The sequence below is a fragment of the Herbidospora cretacea genome, from assembly GCF_001570605.1.
Classification (GTDB): domain Bacteria; phylum Actinomycetota; class Actinomycetes; order Streptosporangiales; family Streptosporangiaceae; genus Herbidospora; species Herbidospora cretacea.
Map to the genome: position 1 here is coordinate 28,568 of NZ_BBXG01000027.1, position 17,148 is coordinate 45,715.

The 17,148-nt window shown below is 69.4% G+C and carries 18 protein-coding genes; 11 read left to right on the forward strand and 7 right to left on the reverse strand.

Going from position 1 to position 17,148, the window contains the following annotated elements:
* Positions 1-117: 117 nt before the first annotated feature.
* The 3 genes from AW270_RS34490 (at position 118) to AW270_RS34500 (ending at position 1,532) form a co-directional block, all read left to right on the forward strand.
* Positions 118-525 (forward strand): hypothetical protein, encoded by a 408-nt coding sequence (locus AW270_RS34490; RefSeq protein WP_061300334.1) that lies wholly within the window; start codon positions 118-120, stop codon positions 523-525.
* Positions 509-892: a hypothetical protein gene (locus AW270_RS34495; RefSeq protein ID WP_157523079.1), complete on the forward strand. Its 384-nt coding sequence runs from the start codon at positions 509-511 to the stop codon at positions 890-892. Before AW270_RS34490 ends, AW270_RS34495 begins: the two co-directional genes overlap by 17 nt.
* 169 nt (positions 893-1,061) lie before the next feature.
* Complete coding sequence (locus tag AW270_RS34500; protein WP_157523082.1) at positions 1,062-1,532, forward strand: hypothetical protein; 471 nt, start codon at positions 1,062-1,064, stop codon at positions 1,530-1,532.
* A gap of 60 nt (positions 1,533-1,592) precedes the next feature.
* Here AW270_RS34500 and AW270_RS34505 read toward each other — a convergent pair whose 3' ends face one another.
* Positions 1,593-3,467, reverse strand: coding sequence for a mucin-5B (locus AW270_RS34505; RefSeq protein WP_157523085.1), 1,875 nt, complete (start codon positions 3,465-3,467; stop codon positions 1,593-1,595).
* A 397-nt stretch (positions 3,468-3,864) separates the two neighbouring features.
* Here AW270_RS34505 and AW270_RS39285 point away from each other — a divergent pair, with 397 nt between their 5' ends.
* Together AW270_RS39285 and AW270_RS34515 are read left to right on the forward strand one after the other, a co-directional pair.
* Positions 3,865-4,233 (forward strand): hypothetical protein, encoded by a 369-nt coding sequence (locus AW270_RS39285; RefSeq protein WP_157523088.1) that lies wholly within the window; start codon positions 3,865-3,867, stop codon positions 4,231-4,233.
* A 164-nt stretch (positions 4,234-4,397) separates the two neighbouring features.
* Complete coding sequence (locus AW270_RS34515; RefSeq protein WP_061300339.1) at positions 4,398-5,372, forward strand: aldo/keto reductase; 975 nt, start codon at positions 4,398-4,400, stop codon at positions 5,370-5,372.
* Positions 5,373-5,378: 6 nt separating this feature from the next.
* On the opposite strand, the gene AW270_RS34520 is transcribed toward AW270_RS34515, so the two are convergent.
* On the reverse strand, positions 5,379-5,591 hold the full coding sequence (locus AW270_RS34520) for a cold shock domain-containing protein (protein WP_082802083.1): 213 nt from the start codon (positions 5,589-5,591) through the stop codon (positions 5,379-5,381).
* A 27-nt stretch (positions 5,592-5,618) separates the two neighbouring features.
* Between AW270_RS34520 and AW270_RS34525 the strand changes: the two genes are divergently transcribed.
* The 5 genes from AW270_RS34525 to AW270_RS34545 all read left to right on the forward strand — a co-directional run bounded on the left by AW270_RS34525 (position 5,619) and on the right by AW270_RS34545 (position 12,837).
* A complete protein-coding gene (locus AW270_RS34525) occupies positions 5,619-6,953 on the forward strand; it encodes a phenylacetate--CoA ligase family protein (RefSeq protein WP_061300341.1) in 1,335 nt (444 codons plus the stop codon).
* A gap of 5 nt (positions 6,954-6,958) precedes the next feature.
* The gene (gene polX / locus AW270_RS34530; RefSeq protein ID WP_061300342.1) at positions 6,959-8,638 is read left to right on the forward strand and encodes a DNA polymerase/3'-5' exonuclease PolX; all 1,680 of its coding nucleotides are present in this window, start codon (positions 6,959-6,961) and stop codon (positions 8,636-8,638) included.
* Positions 8,639-8,818: 180 nt separating this feature from the next.
* The gene (locus AW270_RS34535) at positions 8,819-9,868 is read left to right on the forward strand and encodes a sulfite oxidase (protein WP_082802068.1); all 1,050 of its coding nucleotides are present in this window, start codon (positions 8,819-8,821) and stop codon (positions 9,866-9,868) included.
* 205 nt (positions 9,869-10,073) lie between these two features.
* Complete coding sequence (locus tag AW270_RS34540; protein WP_061300343.1) at positions 10,074-11,504, forward strand: WS/DGAT/MGAT family O-acyltransferase; 1,431 nt, start codon at positions 10,074-10,076, stop codon at positions 11,502-11,504.
* A 229-nt stretch (positions 11,505-11,733) separates the two neighbouring features.
* Positions 11,734-12,837 (forward strand): glycoside hydrolase family 53 protein, encoded by a 1,104-nt coding sequence (locus AW270_RS34545; RefSeq protein WP_061300344.1) that lies wholly within the window; start codon positions 11,734-11,736, stop codon positions 12,835-12,837.
* Here the strand turns inward: AW270_RS34545 and AW270_RS34550 are convergent.
* Positions 12,802-13,392, reverse strand: coding sequence for a DUF998 domain-containing protein (locus AW270_RS34550; RefSeq protein WP_061300345.1), 591 nt, complete (start codon positions 13,390-13,392; stop codon positions 12,802-12,804). The genes AW270_RS34545 and AW270_RS34550 overlap by 36 nt on opposite strands.
* Before the next feature lie 76 nt (positions 13,393-13,468).
* Between AW270_RS34550 and AW270_RS34555 the strand changes: the two genes are divergently transcribed.
* A complete protein-coding gene (locus tag AW270_RS34555; RefSeq protein ID WP_061300346.1) occupies positions 13,469-13,810 on the forward strand; it encodes a YciI family protein in 342 nt (113 codons plus the stop codon).
* Here the strand turns inward: AW270_RS34555 and AW270_RS39290 are convergent.
* The 4 genes from AW270_RS39290 to AW270_RS34570 all read right to left on the reverse strand — a co-directional run bounded on the left by AW270_RS39290 (position 13,695) and on the right by AW270_RS34570 (position 17,059).
* A complete protein-coding gene (locus AW270_RS39290) occupies positions 13,695-14,312 on the reverse strand; it encodes a hypothetical protein (protein ID WP_157523095.1) in 618 nt (205 codons plus the stop codon). The genes AW270_RS34555 and AW270_RS39290 overlap by 116 nt on opposite strands.
* A 106-nt stretch (positions 14,313-14,418) precedes the next feature.
* A complete protein-coding gene (locus tag AW270_RS34560; protein WP_061300347.1) occupies positions 14,419-14,967 on the reverse strand; it encodes a TetR/AcrR family transcriptional regulator in 549 nt (182 codons plus the stop codon).
* 118 nt (positions 14,968-15,085) lie between these two features.
* Positions 15,086-16,696 (reverse strand): monocarboxylic acid transporter, encoded by a 1,611-nt coding sequence (locus AW270_RS34565; protein ID WP_061300348.1) that lies wholly within the window; start codon positions 16,694-16,696, stop codon positions 15,086-15,088.
* Positions 16,697-17,059 (reverse strand): DUF485 domain-containing protein, encoded by a 363-nt coding sequence (locus AW270_RS34570; protein WP_369409015.1) that lies wholly within the window; start codon positions 17,057-17,059, stop codon positions 16,697-16,699.
* Positions 17,060-17,148: the final 89 nt, after the last annotated feature.

Sequence of the window (17,148 nt, forward strand, 5' to 3'; positions counted from 1 at the left end):
CCATATCCGCACATCGGCCCGCTGATTGAAAATCAGTAATCAATGGTGCATGCCATCACGAGAGGCATTACTCTCACAATTGTCACGGTTATCACCGCGTCCAGAAACGGATCCCCCATGCGTGATGAGCTCGCCGGAAAGGCCTCCCGAGACCTGCTCCGCGACACGGCCGTCGGCCTGCGCGTCGACGCGGGTAACCCGTCACTGAAAGAGGTCGAGAAGGCCGCGGCCGCCCTGTGCGCCGAGGAGGACAACGCCGGATGGGTCCGGTTGCCCGACTCGACCCTCTCGGACTACCTGTCGGGACGCCGGGACGTCCTGCCCGACTGGCGCTTCGTGCACACGTTCGTCGTGGTCTGCCACCGCCTGGCCATCGGCAACGGCCTGGAGCCGGAACCGTTACGGGACCTGAAGGCGACCTTCGGGGCGCTGTGGAAGGCCGCCAAGCACAAGGAGAAGGGCTCCCTGACGGTGATCACCCCGCTGCCCTACCGTCAGTACGACATCCTTGAGCCCACGATCTGAAGCCTACGCGGCGGTCTCGGCCCTCTGGGGCGAGCACCTGGCCGCGCCTCTCCCGATAGGGCTGCGGTCCCTGGAGACCGCGGCCGGCGACCCCGTGCCCTACCTCGACGCCATGATCGCCGGCTGCGTGTCGACGTACGTCCAGAACGAGGGGGACCTCGATCCGGGGCGCGCCGCGACCCTGGGCGGCTGCGCCGACGGCCTGCGGACGCTGCTGCCGGGTCTCAGGGGCGAGAACGCGGGGTACGTCCGGCGGCTGATCCAGACGGCCGACGCCGTCCTCGGGACGGTCGGCGCAGACCTGAATCTTTCACCCCTGGACGGGCCGAATCCCCCGCCGTCCCGGCAACCGGCGGAGATCGCCTAGCACGCCTGGTGACAGCGCCCGCCCCTCTGGAGATCGGCGAGGTGGGTGACTGCTTGCAGCCCCGCCGCCGACGCGGTTACGGCCGGTCGAAATCGTCGCCTCGTTGACCGTGGCGCCCGGAAGATGCTGAATTCGCGGTGGCCATGTCAGCAGCATGAGGAGGACGGCGATGGTTGTCGCGGGACAGATCCGGCGAGCGTTGGCACTGGGATTCGCACTGGTCACCACCGGCACGCTGGGCGTCGGCATGGCGCAACCCGCCGCCGCGACCGTCGCCGTGCTGACCGTCACGGTCGACTGCCTCAACGTCAACTACTCCGGGGACACCCGCGACTGGTATCCGTACAGCCTGCAGGTCAACACCTCGCCGGCCACGGCGGCCCCGAGCCTGGTCGCGATCCCGGCCACGCACGCCTTCCAGGCCACCAAGACCCTGCCCGACGGGGCCACCTCCGTGAGCGTCTCGGCCCAGTGCAGCAGCGGCCACTACCCCTACGGCGACTACAGCGGGTGGACCGGCATCTCCGGCATCCCCGCCGGGACGACCGCCATCACGGCCAGCGTGGGCTGTTCGGTCGCGCCGGTCGCGCCCGGCCCCTGGCTCACCACCTGCAGCCTGCAGTCGGTGTCCTACAGCTAGGGCGCGGGCCGCGCCCCTGGGCGGGGGGTGGGTCCCAGGGGCGCGGTCGCGTCAGTTCTCCTAGTCCTTCGGCACGTACAGCCGGATGTTGTCGATGCGGGCCTGGCCCTCGCCGACGTTCGTGTACGGCTCACCGATGACGAAGTAGTCGGGGTAGGCCGACCCGGCCGGCCACTGGTTGTCCCACGTCTTGGAGCCGAACGCGCCCGACGCGCGGTGCGAGGTGTTGAACTGGCCGTTGTACTCCGAGGCGTCGGTGTTGTAGTGGAAGATCGGGACGTTGGCCCCGATCACGCCGGCGTCGTCGTCGATGAAGCCCCGGGTGAACCGGTAGGTCTGCTTGCCGACGTTCTTGAAGACGCCGCTGACCTCCATCGTGTAACCCGCCGGGGTGCGCTCGATGGCGAACGCGTAGTCCTTGTGGGGCATCAGCTCGGGCTGCAGTTCCACGGCCGACTTCTGCACGCCGGAGACCGGCCGGCGGTCGCAGCTCGTCACGAACGTCTGCGACTGGCCGAGCGAACCGGTGAAGTAGAGCATGTTCACCGTGGTCTTGTTGCTCGTGTCCCAGGGGTACTTCTGACCGGTCAGCGAGTTGCAGACGTCGTAGCCGTTCGTGTTCCGGGACGGGGCCGGGCTGAACTGGTCCATCAGCACCTTGCGGTGCCAGTGGTACATCGCCAGGTTCCGGGGCATCGCCGGGAAGTCGAGGATCGACATGAAGTGGAAGGCGTTGTAGGCCTCGTTGCTGTCCTCCCGCACCGAGCGGGTGGCGCAGGGGTCGTTCGGGTCGATGTCGTTCGGGTTGCTGACCCAGGGGTAGAAGGTCTTGCACTCCCCGAGCTTGTAGCCGTTGTACTTGCCGTCGTAGAACAGCGAGCCGTTACGCAGGCCGCCGAAGTCGAGCGTCTTGAGCTCGTACTCGATGCGGTAGTACTTCGGCAGCGGCTCGGTGTTGCGGATGATCGCGCCACCCGTGTAGTGGGGCACCGTGATGTTGGCGACCGCGCCGACGGTGTCCAGCTTCTCCGTCGTGATCGACGGGCGCTCAGTGGTGTCGGTGTAGCTGTCGTCGACCCGCCCGCCGCTCTCGCGCGTGGAGAGGGACGCCGTGAGCCAGCCGTCCTTGCCGAACTCGGTCTCCTGCCGGTAGGTCCGCATCGTCGCCATCGACGCGTCGAACTCGGGGCCGAGCTGGAGGCGGTAGAGGTCGCCGTTGTCGTCGTTGTAGTCGTCGACCGGGTCGCTGTAGTCGTCGAGCACCCACGGGCTGGCCTCGGTGCGGATCTTCTTGTTGAACGGCTCGTCGTACTTGAGCCGCCAGCGGATCGGGGTGGGCTCCGGGTCGGGATCGGCGGCCGCGCACGGCGGGGTCACGCCGTCGTCCTCGACGATCGTCAGCGTGACGCTGTGGAAGGTCACCCCGGTCGTGCCCGCCTCGACGCGGAAGTCGGCGCCGCCGTTCTCGCGGTTGGCGAACCGGGCGTCCATCAGCTCGAAGCCGGCCGTCTTCCACGTGTTCGACCCGGTGCGGTTCACCGAACCCGTCGAGCCGTACGCGCTGCTGGTCGAGTCGTACTGGACGCGGAAGGTGGCACCGCCCTCGTCGAAGTACTCGACCATCAGGCACGCGACGTACGCGCCGTCGAAGGCGACCGCGTCGTCGACCTGGAAGTACATGTGCTGCGCCGGCGCCGAGGTCTGCACGGTCCTGCGCGCGTTCTTCCCGCCGACCGTCACCGGCGCGGTCGTGCCGTCACCCTGCTCGATCTGGCGCAGGCCGTTCTCCTCGTTCACCTCGCCCAGGACGATCGAGGCGCTGGTCCCGTCCGCGGCGGCCGGTGTCGTGGCCAGGAGCAGAGACGCCCCCAGGGTGACCACGCTCAGGGCCGCCACGGCGGAGCGCCGTCTGCGATTGCGAGTTGCTGCTGTCATTGCGCTTCCTTTTCCGTTGAGCAAGGCGTCCGACCGGGCCTCGGGGCCGCCTGAGGCACGGCCCCCGGTACGGTGCCGATGTGCGCCGGTCCGGTTCTCTCGCCGGACTCGCGTCACCCGTGAGTCGCGCTCGTCAGCGTGCTGACGGCCGTCACGTCCTGTCCGATGAGAGTGCTTCGTCGTCGGGGGCGAGCCCGTCTGGTGCGATGACCGCGACTTGAAACCCGGCCGCCGGATCGTCCGGGCTCGCGTCCGCTGTGCCGGCGGACGCCACCGCCTCCGGCAGCTCGAACGCCTCAATCGCACTCGACGACTTTCTCGTCGCCGGCATTCCTGTCGTCACCATTCGAATAACTCGAATCCTCTTCGATTCTGTACCTGATCACAGCCTTGATAAATGCGAGACACCTTGTCAAGGGTTTCGATTCGTGTACTTCCCGGCCGATCGCCGGATTCCTCACCGGCATTCGAGAATGTCGAATCGACGGTTCGCCTCGACACCGGCGTGGAGCCGTCGACGGTGATGGGCGCCGCTCGCGACAGGGTCGAGCGCAGACGGCTTCGAGGGACGCCACGCTCGCGCCACCCTGAGGTTCGCTCGGGAGACCTGACCACCAGCCGCATTTTTAATGGCCGATTCACGCATAGATCAGAACAATTCGACAAGGGTCTCTCCGATTTCGCCCGCGAAGCACGCGTACTTTTGTCAGCAGAGCCGTTCGATGGTCGCGCAGAAAATGCAGCACCAGAGCGGATGGCGCAATGATCATCCTGGCCCGTCCATCGAGTGAACGAAAGCCTTCAGCGAATTCCCGATATCGAGGAGGTGATGACGGGGGCCAGGACGCCGGCTCGGCACTTTCAGCCTCGGGACAGTGAGGCCGCAGGCCTCCGGTATCGCGACGCCGGCCACGATCTAGGGTCGAACCCATGGACTATGTACGTTTGGGCACCACGGGTCTCAAGGTCAGCCGCATCTGCCTGGGCATGATGAGCTACGGCGAACCCCGTGAGGGCTCCGAATGGATGCTCCCCGAGGACCAGGCCGAACCCCTCGTCCGCCAGGCCGTCGAAGGCGGCGTCACCTTCTTCGACACCGCCGACATGTACTCCGCCGGCGCGTCCGAGGTCGTCACGGGCAACCTGCTGAGGAAGTTCTTCGAGCGCCGCGACGACTACGTCCTGGCGACCAAGGTCTTCTTCCCCGTCCGGCAGGGCCAGAACGACAGGGGCCTGTCCCGCAAGCACATCATGGCCGCCGTCGACGACTCCCTGACCCGCCTGGGCACCGACTTCGTCGACCTCTACCAGATCCACCGCTGGGACGACGAGACCCCCATCGAGGAGACGATGGAGGCGCTGCACGACGTCGTGAAGGCGGGCAAGGCGCGATACATCGGCGCGAGCTCCATGCACGCCTGGCAGTTCGCCAAGGCCCAGCACGTCGCGGACAAGCACGGCTGGACCAGGTTCGTCGCGATGCAGAACCACTACAACCTTCTCTACCGCGAGGAGGAGCGCGAGATGATCCCGCTCTGTCTCGACCAGGGCGTGGGCCTCATCCCGTGGTCCCCGCTGGCCAGGGGCCTGCTGGCCCGCGCGGGCCAGGACCAGCACACCACCCGCCAGGACGGCGACGGCAACCGCCAGCGCCTCCTCTACGGCGGCCCCGGCGACGCCGACGTGCTGGCCAAGGTGGCGGAACTGGCGGGTGAGAAGGGCGTCGCCCCGGCGACTCTCGCCCTGGCCTGGCTGCTCCACCAGCCCGGCATGGTCGCCCCCATCATCGGCGCGACCAAGGACGGCCACATCCCCGACGCTCTCGCAGCGGTGCAGCTCGAGTTGTCGGAGGAGGAGCTGGCCGCCCTCCAGGCCCCCTACCAGCCGAGGTCGGCGCAGTTCTGAGGCACGTCAGGCCGACACGGACACCGCGCGGTACGGAAAGCCGTCCTGACCGGGGGCCTCCCATTCCAGGTCGACGGGCTGGCCGGCGATCAGCGACCGGTATCCGTCGGCCTGGATGTGGCTGAAGTGGGTCCAGCAGCCGCCGGGGGTCTCGGGAGAGTCGACGACTCCCCAGCCCTCGTCGGCGTGCCACTCCCTGACCACGCCTCGAACGCTCACCACAGGCCTCCCCGCTACAGTCGCCCCATGGCGCCCATCGAGTTGTTCCACCGCGTCGCGGCCACCGTGCCGGCCTACGCCGCGTTCCTGCGGGAACACGGCGTCGATCCGGCCGGCGTCACGTCGGCGGCCGACTGGGAAACGCTTCCCTTCACGACCAAAGACAACTACACGCGGCGCCATCCGCTCAACGACCTGTGCCGCGGCGGCACCCTCCAGGGCATGATCGCCGTCAGTTCGGGCTCGACCGGCGAACCGTCGTTCTGGGCTCGGACCACTGCCGACGAGAAGATCATCGCCGATCGGTTCGCGCAGGTCATCGATGGTTTCGGACGCAGGCCGACGCTCGCCGTCGTCTGCTTCTCGCTCGGCACGTGGGTGGGCGGGCTGTTCACCCTGGCGTGCCTGCGGCACCTGGCCGACCGGGGTTATCCGATCACCGTCGTGGCGCCGGGCAACAATCCGGCGGAGATCGAAAGGGTCGTCCCGCAGCTGGCGCCGTTCGCGGAGCAGACGGTTCTGTTCGGCTATCCGCCGTTCGTCAAAGACGTCATCGACACCGCGCGACTCCCCTGGGCCGACTACAACCTCAAAATCGTCACGGCGGGCGAGGTCTTCTCGGAGGAATGGCGCACACTGGTCGCCGACCGCGCCGGCATCGCCGACCCGGTCACGTCCACCGCTTCTCTGTACGGCACCGCCGACGCCGGCGTCCTGGGCAACGAGACCCCGCTGTCCATCGAGATCAGACGGCATCTGGCGGCCCACCCGGACAAGGCGCGGGAACTCTTCCGGGCCGACCGGCTCCCCACGCTGGTCCAATACGACCCGGCGGTCCGCTATTTCGAGGAATCCGACGGCACTCTTCTCTTCACCGGCGACAACGGGATTCCCCTGATCCGTTATCACATAGCCGACGAGGGCGGCCTGATCCCTTACGGGGAAATGCTCGGCCGCATCGGCTTCGAGCCGGAGAACCGAGGCCCGGAACTTCCTTTCGTGTACGTCTTCGGCCGCAGCCGATTCGCCGTCTCCTATTACGGCGCCAACGTCTACGCGGAGAACGTCTCGGTGGGCCTCGAACAGCCCGAGGTCAATCAGCACGTCACCGGGAAATTCGTGCTGGAGGCCCCGGAGGGCGCCGAGGGCCTGCACATCACCGTGGAACTGGCCAAGGAGGAGGAGCCGTCCGGCGACCTGGCCAAGGAGATCGCCGCCCAGGTCCTCACCCATCTCCGGCGGCTGAACAGCGAGTTCGCCCACTACGTCCCCGAGTGGCGGCAGCTCCCGCTGGTCACGCTGCGCCCCTACGCCGACCCCGCCCACTTCCCGCCCGGCGTCAAGCACCGCTATGTACGCTGATCGACATGGCACGGGCGAATGACGAGGCCGCTGCGGCCCTGGAAGAGTACGCCGAACTGTTCGCGCTGAACGGGGGCGACGCCTTCCGCGTGCGCAGCTACCAGAAGGCGGCCAAGTCGATCGCCGGCTACCCCGAGGACCTGCGGGAGATCCCGGTCCGGCAGATCCCCGGGGTGGGCGAGGCCATCGCGAAGAAGATGGAGGAGTTCCTCGAAAGGGGGAGCTTCCGCCAGCTCGACGATCTCCGCTCGAAGGTGCCCGACGGGGTCCGGCGGCTGACGAAGATCCCGACCCTGGGGCCGAAGAAGGCGCTGTTCCTGTTCCAGGAGCTCGGCATCGACTCCCCCGACGCGCTGGCGGCCGCCATCGAGAAGGGCGGGCTCAAGGGGCTGAAGGGGTTCGGGCCCAAGACCGAGGAGAACATCCTCAAGGGCATCGCCCAGATGGCCGAGACCCGCGTCCACCTGGGCATCGCCGCCGAGCTGGCCGACAAGGTGATGGCCTCGATCGACGCCGAGCGCATCGCCTTCGCCGGATCCCTCAGGAGGATGCGCGACACGATCGGCGACATCGACATTCTGGCCGTCGGCTCGCCCGAGCTGATGGAGACCTTCGCCGGGCAGCCCTACGTCACCGAAGTCATCGCGCGCGGTGAGAAGAAGACCTCGATCCGGACTGACCGGGGCATCCAGGTCGACCTCCGGCTGGTCCCGGCGGAGTCGTGGGGGGCCGCGCTCATCTACTTCACGGGGTCGAAGGAGCACAACGTCCACCTGCGCGAGATGTGCGTGAAGAAGGGGTGGAAGCTCTCCGAATACGGCCTGTTCGACGCCGACGACACGGTGATCGCCGCCGCGACGGAGGAGGACATCTACGCCGCTCTCGGCATGGAGTGGATCCCCCCGACCCTGCGCGAGGACGGCGGCGAGATCCAGGCCGCGCTCAAGAACGAGCTCCCGAGGCTGGTCACCCTCGACGACCTCAGGGGCGACCTGCACACCCACACCGACCTGACCGACGGCATCGCCACGCTGGAGGACATGCTGGCCGCCGCCGCCGGGCGCGGCTACGCCTACTACGCCGTCACCGATCACGCGCCCGACCTGGTCATGCAGCGCATGACGCTGGAGAAGGCGCTGGCGCAGCGGGCGCGGCTGAACGAGTTGCAGAAGAGCTACCCGGACATGCGGCTGCTCCACGGCAGCGAGCTCAACATCGCGCCCGACGGCTCGGTCGACTGGCCCGAAGACGTCCTGGCGGGGTTCGACGTGTGCGTGGCCAGCGTCCACTCGCATTTCGGCCAGTCGCGCGACGAGATGACCCGCCGCTTCATCGCGGCCTGTGAGAACCCCCAGGTCGACATCATCGGCCACCCGACCACCCGCAAGATCGGGAAGCGTCCGGGCGTCGACGCCGACTGGGACGCCGTCTTCCGCGCCGCCGCCCGCACCGGCACCGCCCTGGAGATCGACGCCTACCCCGACCGCGCCGACCTGCCCTCCGACCTGGTCCGGCTGGCCCGCCACCACGGCGTCAAGTTCTCCATCGACAGCGACTCTCACGCCATCCCCCACCTCGACAACCAGAAGTTCGGCGTCGGCATCGCCCAGCGCGGCTGGCTGACCCCCGACGACGTGATCAACACCTGGCCGCTCGACCGGCTCCTCCACTTCCTGGGCCGGTAAGTTCCACAGGCCCTCTCCGTTACGGCTCCCGCCTGCCCCGGCCCCGCCCGCCGTCTCCGCCCCGCGCCGTGTCCGGCGCCGGCCACCCGCTCCCGGCCCTCGCCGTCACGGCCCCACCTGGGCCATTGAACTATTTGCAACTTTCCTGGTAGGAAATACCCATTAGGAAAGGGGCTCCTCATGGACCGGACCGCTCTGTGCACCCTGGGCGACATCGCGCCCCTCTCCGCCCACCGCCGTCCCATCGTCAAACCCCTGCCCGGCGACCTCTTCACCGTCCACGGCACCGACGCCGAGACCCGCTGGGAGGCCATGGCGGGCCAGGGCTACCACACGCCGAACGACCGGTTCTTCGTCGGCAACCACACCGCCACCCCCCTCCTCGACGCCCACTCATGGCGGCTGCGCCTGCACGGCGACGGCCTCGAAGGGCCGCGGTCGCTCACCTACGCCGACCTGCGCGGACTCCCCGCCCGCACGCTGGACGCGGCGATCGAGTGCGCCGGCAACGGGCGGTCGCTCTTCCCGGGCCACGACGGCGTCCCGTGGGGGCTGGGCGGCATCGGGGTCGCCCGCTGGCGCGGGGTGCCGCTCAAAGCGGTGCTCGGCCTGGCGGGGGTGCGGCCCGACGCCGTCGAGGTGCTGGCCACCGGGCTCGACGACCCGGTCGAGGGGCAGGGCCACGTCCGGCACGCCATCCCGCTGAGCAAGGCCCTGGACGACGCGCTGATCGCGTACGAGATGAACGGGGTTCCGCTTCCCCCGGATCACGGCTATCCGGCGCGGCTCGTGGTGCCCGGCTGGGTGGGCATCGCGTCGATCAAGTGGCTCGGCGACATCGAGGTCGGCACGGAGCCCTTCACCAGCCCGTTCGCCACCGGGGTCACCACCCTGTCGGTGAAAAGCGCGTTCGAGCTGCCCTGGCCCGCGACGGTGGCCCACGGGAGGCGTCACGTCCTGCGCGGCCGTTCCTGGTCGGGGCGCGCCGGGATCGCCAAGGTCGAGGTCAGCACCGACGGCGGCCGGACGTGGCAGAAGGCCTTCCACCGGCGGGGAACCCGCGCCTGGACCCCCTGGCACGTCGAGTGGTGCCCGAGGGAGAAGGGCCCCGGCGTGCTGCTGGCGCGAGCGGTAGATCACAATGGGTACAGGCAGCCGGAAAGCAAGCCTTACCACCACATGGGGAATCTGTTCGACGCTATCGTGGCGCACCCGGTGATCGTCGAGTAGCGAAGTGTTACCTTTGCGGAAGGTTCGCTGGTTTTCATGCAGCTCGCGGGGGTTCGCGGGGGGCTGGCCGCCTATGGGGGAAGTACGGGGAGACGATTCCGCGCTGTCAGAATCGCTCCTTGGAGACGTCTTGGTAACGCCCCGGTAACCGCTCCTGAGGAAGATGGGGCCGGAACCGGCGGAGAACGACAGGGGGAGGTTGCCCATGGGCCAGCTCACGGCACTCGACGCGCAGTTCCTCAGCACGGAGTCCGACACTACGGTCACCCACGTCGCCGGCGTCGCCGTCCTGGACGGCAGCGTCACCCGGGAACGCCTGGTCGCGCTGCTGCGTGACCGGGTGCACCTCGCGCCGCCGCTGCGGATGCGGCTCGCCGACGTGCCCTTCGGGCTCGACCGGCCCTACTGGACCGAAGACGACGACTTCGACGTCGACGACCACGTCCACGAGTCGACCGTGCGGCACGAGGACGAACTCGCCGTCCACGTCGCCCGGCTCCACGCGCGCAAGCTCGACCGGAGTAGGCCGCTCTGGGAGATGCACCTGATCCACGGCCTCGGCGAGGGCCGGGTCGCGGTCTACACCAAGGTTCACCACGCGGCCATCGACGGCGTGTCGGGGTCGGAGATCCTCGGCGCCTTCCTCGACCTCACTCCCGAGCAGCGGCAGGTCGAGCCGGCCGCCGCCGACGCGCCGCGCGAGAAGGCGCCCAACCCGGCCGAGATGCTCGCCGGGGCGTTCGGCCGCATGCTGGCCCAGCCCGGCGACGCGGTGAAGTCGCTGGCCAGGGCCGTCGCCGACCTCGACGCGATGCCCGTCTCCGGGGGCCTGCCGGGGGCCCACCGGCTGGCCAGCGCCGCCCGCCGCCTGCTCGGCGAGAAGCCGCTGCCGCCGCTGCCCTCGCTGGCCGCGCCGCGCACCCCGTTCAACGGCCCCATCACCCGGATGCGGACCTTCGCCTACGGCTCGGTCGCCCTCAGCGACGTGAAGCACGTCGGCCGCGCCTACGGCATGAGCGTCAACGACGTCGTGATGACGGTCGTGTCGGGCGCGCTGCGGTCGTGGCTGGAGGAGCACGCCGCCCTGCCCGGCCAGCCGCTGGTGGCGGCCGTGCCGGTCTCGATCCGGACCGGCAAGGGCCACGAGACCATCGGCAACCAGATCTCCGCGATGATCACGCCGCTGGCCACCGACGTCGCCGACCCCGAGGAGCGTCTCTCGACGGTCCGGGGCCTGATGTCCACCGCCAAGCGCCGCTTCGCCCAGTCACGCACGAGCTGGCTGAGCGACATCTGCTCGGTCCTGCCCGCCCCGATCGCCAACCTGGCGACGCCCCACTTCTTCCGCCTGGCCGGCCGGGTCACCCCCGGCGTCAACCTCATCGTGTCGAACGTGCCCGGCCCGCAGCTCCCGCTCTACCTGTGCGGCGCCCGGCTGATGGCCTACTACCCGATGTCCGTCCTCACCGACGTGACCGGCGGCCTGTCCATCACGTGCCTGTCCTACGACGGCAGCCTCGACTTCGGCGTCGTCGCCTGCCCGGCCCGGGTGCCGGACGTGTGGCGCATCATGGACCACCTCCGCGAGGCGATGGCCGAACTGGTCAAGCTGGCCGACGCCGTCGACCCCGAGTAGCCGCTCCTCCCGCGGCGCGTCGCCCGGCCGGCCCTCTGTCGGTCCGCCGGTCCGAACCGTTCAGAGTCCCGCGCCGGGACCGCCGCCGGGCCACCGGCCGTGACCAGGCACGACCTCGGCGCGGGTGCCGCCGGGAAGGGCGGCCCCGGAGGCGCGGGATTCCCGGCACGCCGGAAATGGTCGAGCGTTCCTCTGTGACTTCGTTCTGACGTCCAACCGGAGGAACCAGGTGAAACGCTCTCTCGTGGCCGTCGTGGCCGCGCTCTGCCTGCTCGGGGTTCCGGCCCCCGCGCAGGCCCAGCCGCCGTTACCGGTCCGCGGCGCCGACGTCTCCAGCCTCGCCAAGTCCGAGGCGCACGGCGGCGTCTACCGCGACCCCGCCGGCCGGCGCGGGGACGCGCTGCGGATCATGCGGCAGGCCGGCGTGAACTACGTCCGGCTCAAGGTCTGGGTCGGCCCGGCCGACGGCTACAACGACAAGGCCCACGTCGTCGCGGTCGCTAAACGGGCCAAGGCGCTCGGCATGAAGGTGCTGGTCGACTTCCACTACTCCGACTCGTGGGCCGACCCCGGCAAGCAGAACAAGCCCGCCGCCTGGGCCGCCCTCCCCTACGACCAGCTCAGGCAGGCCGTCTACGACCACACCTTCGACGTCCTCGACACGCTGCGGCGGCAGGGCGCGACGGCCGACATGGTCCAGGTCGGCAACGAGATCAACGGCGGCCTGCTCTGGCCCGACGGGCGGTGGGACGCCTGGCCCGGCATGGCGGGGCTGCTCAACGCCGGATACGACGCCGTCAAGGCCGTGTCCGCCACCACCAAGGTCGTCATCCACCTGGCCAACGGCGGCGACAACGGCCTCTACCGGTGGTGGTTCGACACCGCCGCCACCCACGGCATCCGCTACGACGTCATCGGGCTGTCCTACTACCCGTACTGGCACGGGACCCTGGAGGCCTTCCAGTACAACCTGAACGACGTCGCCGCCCGCTACGGCAAGCCGGTCGTCGTCGCCGAGACCGCCTACCCGTTCACCACCGCCGACGAGGACGGCTGGGCGAACCTCGTCGGAGCGGCCGAGCCCTACCCGGGCTTCCCGGCGACCCCGCAGGGGCAGGCGGCGTTCGTGAAGAGGATGTACGACATCGTCAGGGCCGTCCCCGGCGGGCTCGGGCTGGGCCTGTTCTACTGGGAGGCCACCTGGACCGGCGTGCCCGGCAACGGCTGGGACCCGGCCGATCCAGGCAGCGGCAACGCCTGGGAGAACCAGGCGCTGTTCGACTACGCCGACCGCGCCCTACCGGGCCTGCGCACCCTCGGCGGCAGCCGGTGACCTGAGGAGCCGCACGCAGACCGCGGTGAACCAGGCCCAGATCACGATGACCCCGGCGGTGAAGAGCAGCAGGCTCCAGCCCGCGCCCCCCGCCGAGGCCATCGCGCCGAAGCTCGCGAAGAAGAAGACCCCGCTGAGCGCCGAGACCAGCGCCCAGCCGGGGTCGCCCCCGGCGCGGAACCGGCGGGCCATGACGAGCGCCGCGATCGTGAGGGCCGTGAAGCCGACCGCGCCGCAGACGAAGTGCATGACGCCTTCGATGCTCGTCGCACCGCCGACGGGGTCGACGGTGAAGACGGCGGCGCCCAGGAGGCTCAGGCCGTACAGAGCGAGAAGGATCCTGAGCGGCCCGGTGAAGGCGGTGGCGGCGGCGACGACGGCCAGGCCGGCGACGGCGATATTCGTGACGTGGATCCAGCCGAGGTCGCCGAGCGACAGGGCGCTCCACGGCTGGCGCAGCGGGTCGAAGCCGTCACGGGTGACGATCTCCAGCAGCGAGACGAGGACGTAACAGGGGCCGGCGAGGGCGCCGAGGGTCAGCACGGTGCGGTTCATGCCCTCTCCTCGAACGGGGACGGCGCTTTTCGACAGCCCACCGGAAACTGTCGGTGGCGTTCGGCAGGATCGGGGGATGACGCACTTTCTCATCTCCTTCCCCAGCGCCGCCATGGTGGTCGCGGAGGAGGACTTCCCCGATGTCGTCCGCGAGTCCCATGCCGTCATCCAGGAGGCGAAGGACGCCGGCGTCTACGTCTTCGGCGGCGGGATCGACGAGGCCGTCGCCCCGGTCATGGTCTCCGGCGACGGCACGGTGACCGAGGGCACCTACCCGCAGACGACCCGGTTCGACGGCGGGTTCACCGTCCTCGACCTGCCCTCCCGCGAGGCGGCGCTGAAGTGGGCCGAGAAGATCGCGGCCTCCTGCCGGTGCGCGCAGGAGGTGCGGGCGTTCCAGTACGACCCCCAGGCCTGACGGCGACGGGCGCGAAGACGTCGAGGGCGAAGATCACCGATCGCTCCGACGTCTGGCCGGTGGCGACGAACTCGTGGTGGCCGCCGGGAAGCGTCAGGTGGTAGTCGAAGCCGCGGAACCGGGCGTGGCCCGTGTCGCCCGTCTCCATCCGGGCGGCCTCCCGGCCCTCGTTGGCCACCACGACGACCTCATGCGGCGCGAACCCGCTGAACAGGAGGTCGACGGGGCGCAACTCCGGATTGCCCCAGACCTCCACGGCCGGAGGCCGGTCGGGGTCGTATGCCGGGTCCGCCGTCTGGAGCGGCGGCTCGACCGGGACGGGGTCGTCGGTGGACACCACCCGCATCGGCGGCACGCTCGTGACGTCGGAGAACGACAGCGGGACCGGGTCGGGGAAACCGGCTTCCGGGTTCGCGGCGCCGGTCAGGATCGCACCCACGGCAGCGGCCGCCGCCGTCACAACGGCGATGGCGGCTGCGGCGGCCACTTTGGCCGAGTTCATCCAGGCTCCCTCACATAGGGGACTGCCGAGTGGCGTTTCCCATCGCGGAACGCATTGTCGCCCACCCCCATCGGTGCCGCCGGTGTTCGCGCCGAAGCTGGCGCGTTCAGGCGAACAGGGCGGTCGCGATGAGGTCGGCCACGACGTCGGCGTCGATCGTGTGCCCGGTCAGGTGGCTGATGCTCTCCTGGTAGAGCAGCACCGCCGCGAACGTCGCCGCCGCCGCCTCCAGCCGGGCCGCGTCGCCCCGCCCGCCGGGCAGCGCCAGTTCGAGCGCGAACCGCGCCCGCCGGATGATCTCGCTGTTCAGGCCGTGGATGCGGTCTTTCACCGACCGGTGGGTGTCGGCCTCGCGGAACAGGATGCGGCGCATCGACGGCGAGGCCGTCAGCGGCAGGCGGCGGGCCAGGCGGGACAGCGCGCGGGCGGGGTCGTCGGGCTGGGGCTCGGGGTCCTCCTCGGTCACGAGGGTGCGTTCGTCGACCAGGGACACCAGGACGTCGATCTTGCGGGGGAAGTAGTGGAAGACGAGCCCCTTGGGCACCCCGGCCATCTGGGCGATGCGGGCCGTCGGGGTGGCGTCGTAGCCGCCCCCGGCGAACAGTTCCTCGGCGGCGTCGAGGATCCGGCTGCGCGCGTCCGACTGGCTGTCCACGAGGCCGACCCTAGCCCCTGCCGCGCGTGGCCCGACATGCCGGAAAAGGGATACCCGCCTAACAGGCGAGAAGCCCCCGGGGGCGGGTCCCGAGGGCTTCTCTCTCCAGGAGGGGTTCCTAGTGCGTGGACGCCTTCTCCGCGCCGACGCCGGTGAGGGAGCGGACCTCCATCTCGGCGTACTTCGACTCGTTGTACTCCTTGCTCATCCGCGTGGCGATGTAGCCGCACAGGAAGCCGATCGGGATCGAGAACAGGCCCGGGTTCTCCATCGGGAACCAGTGGAAGTCCATGTCCTTGATCAGCGAGGTCGGGCGGCCCGACACGACCGGCGAGAAGATCACCAGGATCAGGGCGGAGCCGAGACCGCCGTAGATCGAGGCGACCGCGCCGGCGGTGTTGAACCTCTTCCAGAACAGGCTGTAGAGGATCGCGGGCAGGTTGCCCGAGGCCGCGATGGCGAACGCCAGGGCGACCAGGAACGCCACGTTCTGCGCCTGCGCCAGGATGCCCAGCCCGATCGAGACCGCGCCGATGACGAAGGCGGAGATGCGGGCGACCAGGATCTCCTGCTTCTCGGTGACCTCGCCGCGCTTGAAGACGTGGGCGTAGAGGTCGTGGGCGAAGCTGGAGGAGCTGGCGAGGGTCAGACCGGCGACCACCGCGAGGATGGTGGCGAAGGCGACGGCGGCGATGACGGCCAGCAGGATCGTGCCGCCGACCTCGCCGAAGATGGCCTCGCCGATCGCCAGCGCGAGCTGCGGCGCGGCGGTGTTGCCGGCCGCGTTCTCGGCCCGGATCGCCTCGCTGCCGACCATGGCCGCCGCGCCGAAGCCCAGGACCAGGGTGAGCAGGTAGAAGGTGCCGATGATGCCGATGCCCCACAGGACCGACTTACGGGCGTCCTTGGCGGTGGGCACGGTGTAGAAGCGGATCAGGATGTGCGGCAGACCGGCGGTACCGAGAACCAGGGCCAGGCCCAAGCTGATCAGGTCGAACTTGCCCCAGATGCCCTGGGCCTCGGTGCCGTAGCGCAGGCCCGGCTCGGTGAAGGCGGTGCCCTTGCCGCTCTGCGCGGCAGCCTCGCCGATCAGGCCGGACAGGTTGAAGCCGAACTTGCCGAGGACCAGCAGCGTCACCAGGGTCGCGCCGCCCATCAGCAGCACGGCCTTGACGATCTGGACCCAGGTCGTGCCCTTCATGCCGCCGACGACGACGTACACGATCATCAGGATGCCGACGCCGACGATGGTCAGCGCCTTGCCCGAGTCGGAGGTGATGCCGAGCAGCAGGCCGACCAGCGCGCCCGCGCCGACCATCTGGGCGAGCAGGTAGAAGATCGACACCACGATGGTGGAGACGCCGGCGGCGGTGCGGACGGGCCGGGGGCTCATCCGGAAGGCCAGCACGTCGGCCATCGTGTACTTGCCGGAGTTCCGCATCAGCTCGGCGACCAGCAGCAGCGCGACCAGCCACGCCACCAGGAAGCCGATGGAGTAGAGGAAGCCGTCGTAGCCGTAGAGGGCGATCAGGCCGGCGATGCCGAGGAACGAGGCGGCCGACATGTAGTCGCCGCCGATGGCCAGGCCGTTCTGCGCCGCGCTGAAGGAGCGCCCGCCGGCGTAGTAGTCGGCGGCGGTCTTGTTCTGGCGGCTGGCCCAGAAGGTGATTCCCAGCGTCCCGACCACGAAGAGCAGGAACAGGACGGTGGCGAGTGTCGTGTGGCTCATTTACTTGTCCGCCTTCTCGATCTCACCGCGGAGCTCGTCGGCCAGGGGGTCGAGCTTGGCCGCCGAGTGCCGTGAATACGCCCACGAGATGTAGAAAGTGGACACGAACTGGAGCAGTCCGAAGATCAACGCGACGTTGATGTTGCCCAGCACCTTGATGGCCATGAAGTCGCGCGCGAACGCGGACAGCACGACGTACAGCAGGTACCAGACCAAGAAGGCGACCGTCATCGGGAACGCCCATGAGCGGTAGCGCCGGCGCAGCTCCTGGAACCGATCCGTCGCTCTTATCTGCTCATATACCGACGAGTCATGATGCTGCGTCGTCACGAGACCTCCCACGCTGTGATCTGGATCACCCACACGGTAGGAGTGGACGCTACCCCGGGAGGAGATACGGAGACCCGTCCTTCGCCGAGCCGACGAGCAAAGGCGCTCAGTGTTGTACGGCT

Excerpts from the sequence above, each read along its gene's own strand:
- AW270_RS34490 (WP_061300334.1), top strand. The coding sequence starts at position 118 with ATGCGTGATGAGCTCGCCGGAAAGGCCTCCCGAGACCTGCTCCGCGAC.
- AW270_RS34500 (WP_157523082.1), top strand. The coding sequence starts at position 1,062 with ATGGTTGTCGCGGGACAGATCCGGCGAGCGTTGGCACTGGGATTCGCA.
- AW270_RS34505 (WP_157523085.1), bottom strand. The coding sequence starts at position 3,467 with ATGACAGCAGCAACTCGCAATCGCAGACGGCGCTCCGCCGTGGCGGCC.
- AW270_RS39285 (WP_157523088.1), top strand. The coding sequence starts at position 3,865 with ATGCGAGACACCTTGTCAAGGGTTTCGATTCGTGTACTTCCCGGCCGA.
- AW270_RS34515 (WP_061300339.1), top strand. The coding sequence starts at position 4,398 with ATGGACTATGTACGTTTGGGCACCACGGGTCTCAAGGTCAGCCGCATC.
- AW270_RS34525 (WP_061300341.1), top strand. The coding sequence starts at position 5,619 with ATGGCGCCCATCGAGTTGTTCCACCGCGTCGCGGCCACCGTGCCGGCC.
- polX (WP_061300342.1), top strand. The coding sequence starts at position 6,959 with ATGGCACGGGCGAATGACGAGGCCGCTGCGGCCCTGGAAGAGTACGCC.
- AW270_RS34535 (WP_082802068.1), top strand. The coding sequence starts at position 8,819 with ATGGACCGGACCGCTCTGTGCACCCTGGGCGACATCGCGCCCCTCTCC.
- AW270_RS34540 (WP_061300343.1), top strand. The coding sequence starts at position 10,074 with ATGGGCCAGCTCACGGCACTCGACGCGCAGTTCCTCAGCACGGAGTCC.
- AW270_RS34550 (WP_061300345.1), bottom strand. The coding sequence starts at position 13,392 with ATGAACCGCACCGTGCTGACCCTCGGCGCCCTCGCCGGCCCCTGTTAC.
- AW270_RS34555 (WP_061300346.1), top strand. The coding sequence starts at position 13,469 with ATGACGCACTTTCTCATCTCCTTCCCCAGCGCCGCCATGGTGGTCGCG.
- AW270_RS39290 (WP_157523095.1), bottom strand. The coding sequence starts at position 14,312 with ATGAACTCGGCCAAAGTGGCCGCCGCAGCCGCCATCGCCGTTGTGACG.
- AW270_RS34565 (WP_061300348.1), bottom strand. The coding sequence starts at position 16,696 with ATGAGCCACACGACACTCGCCACCGTCCTGTTCCTGCTCTTCGTGGTC.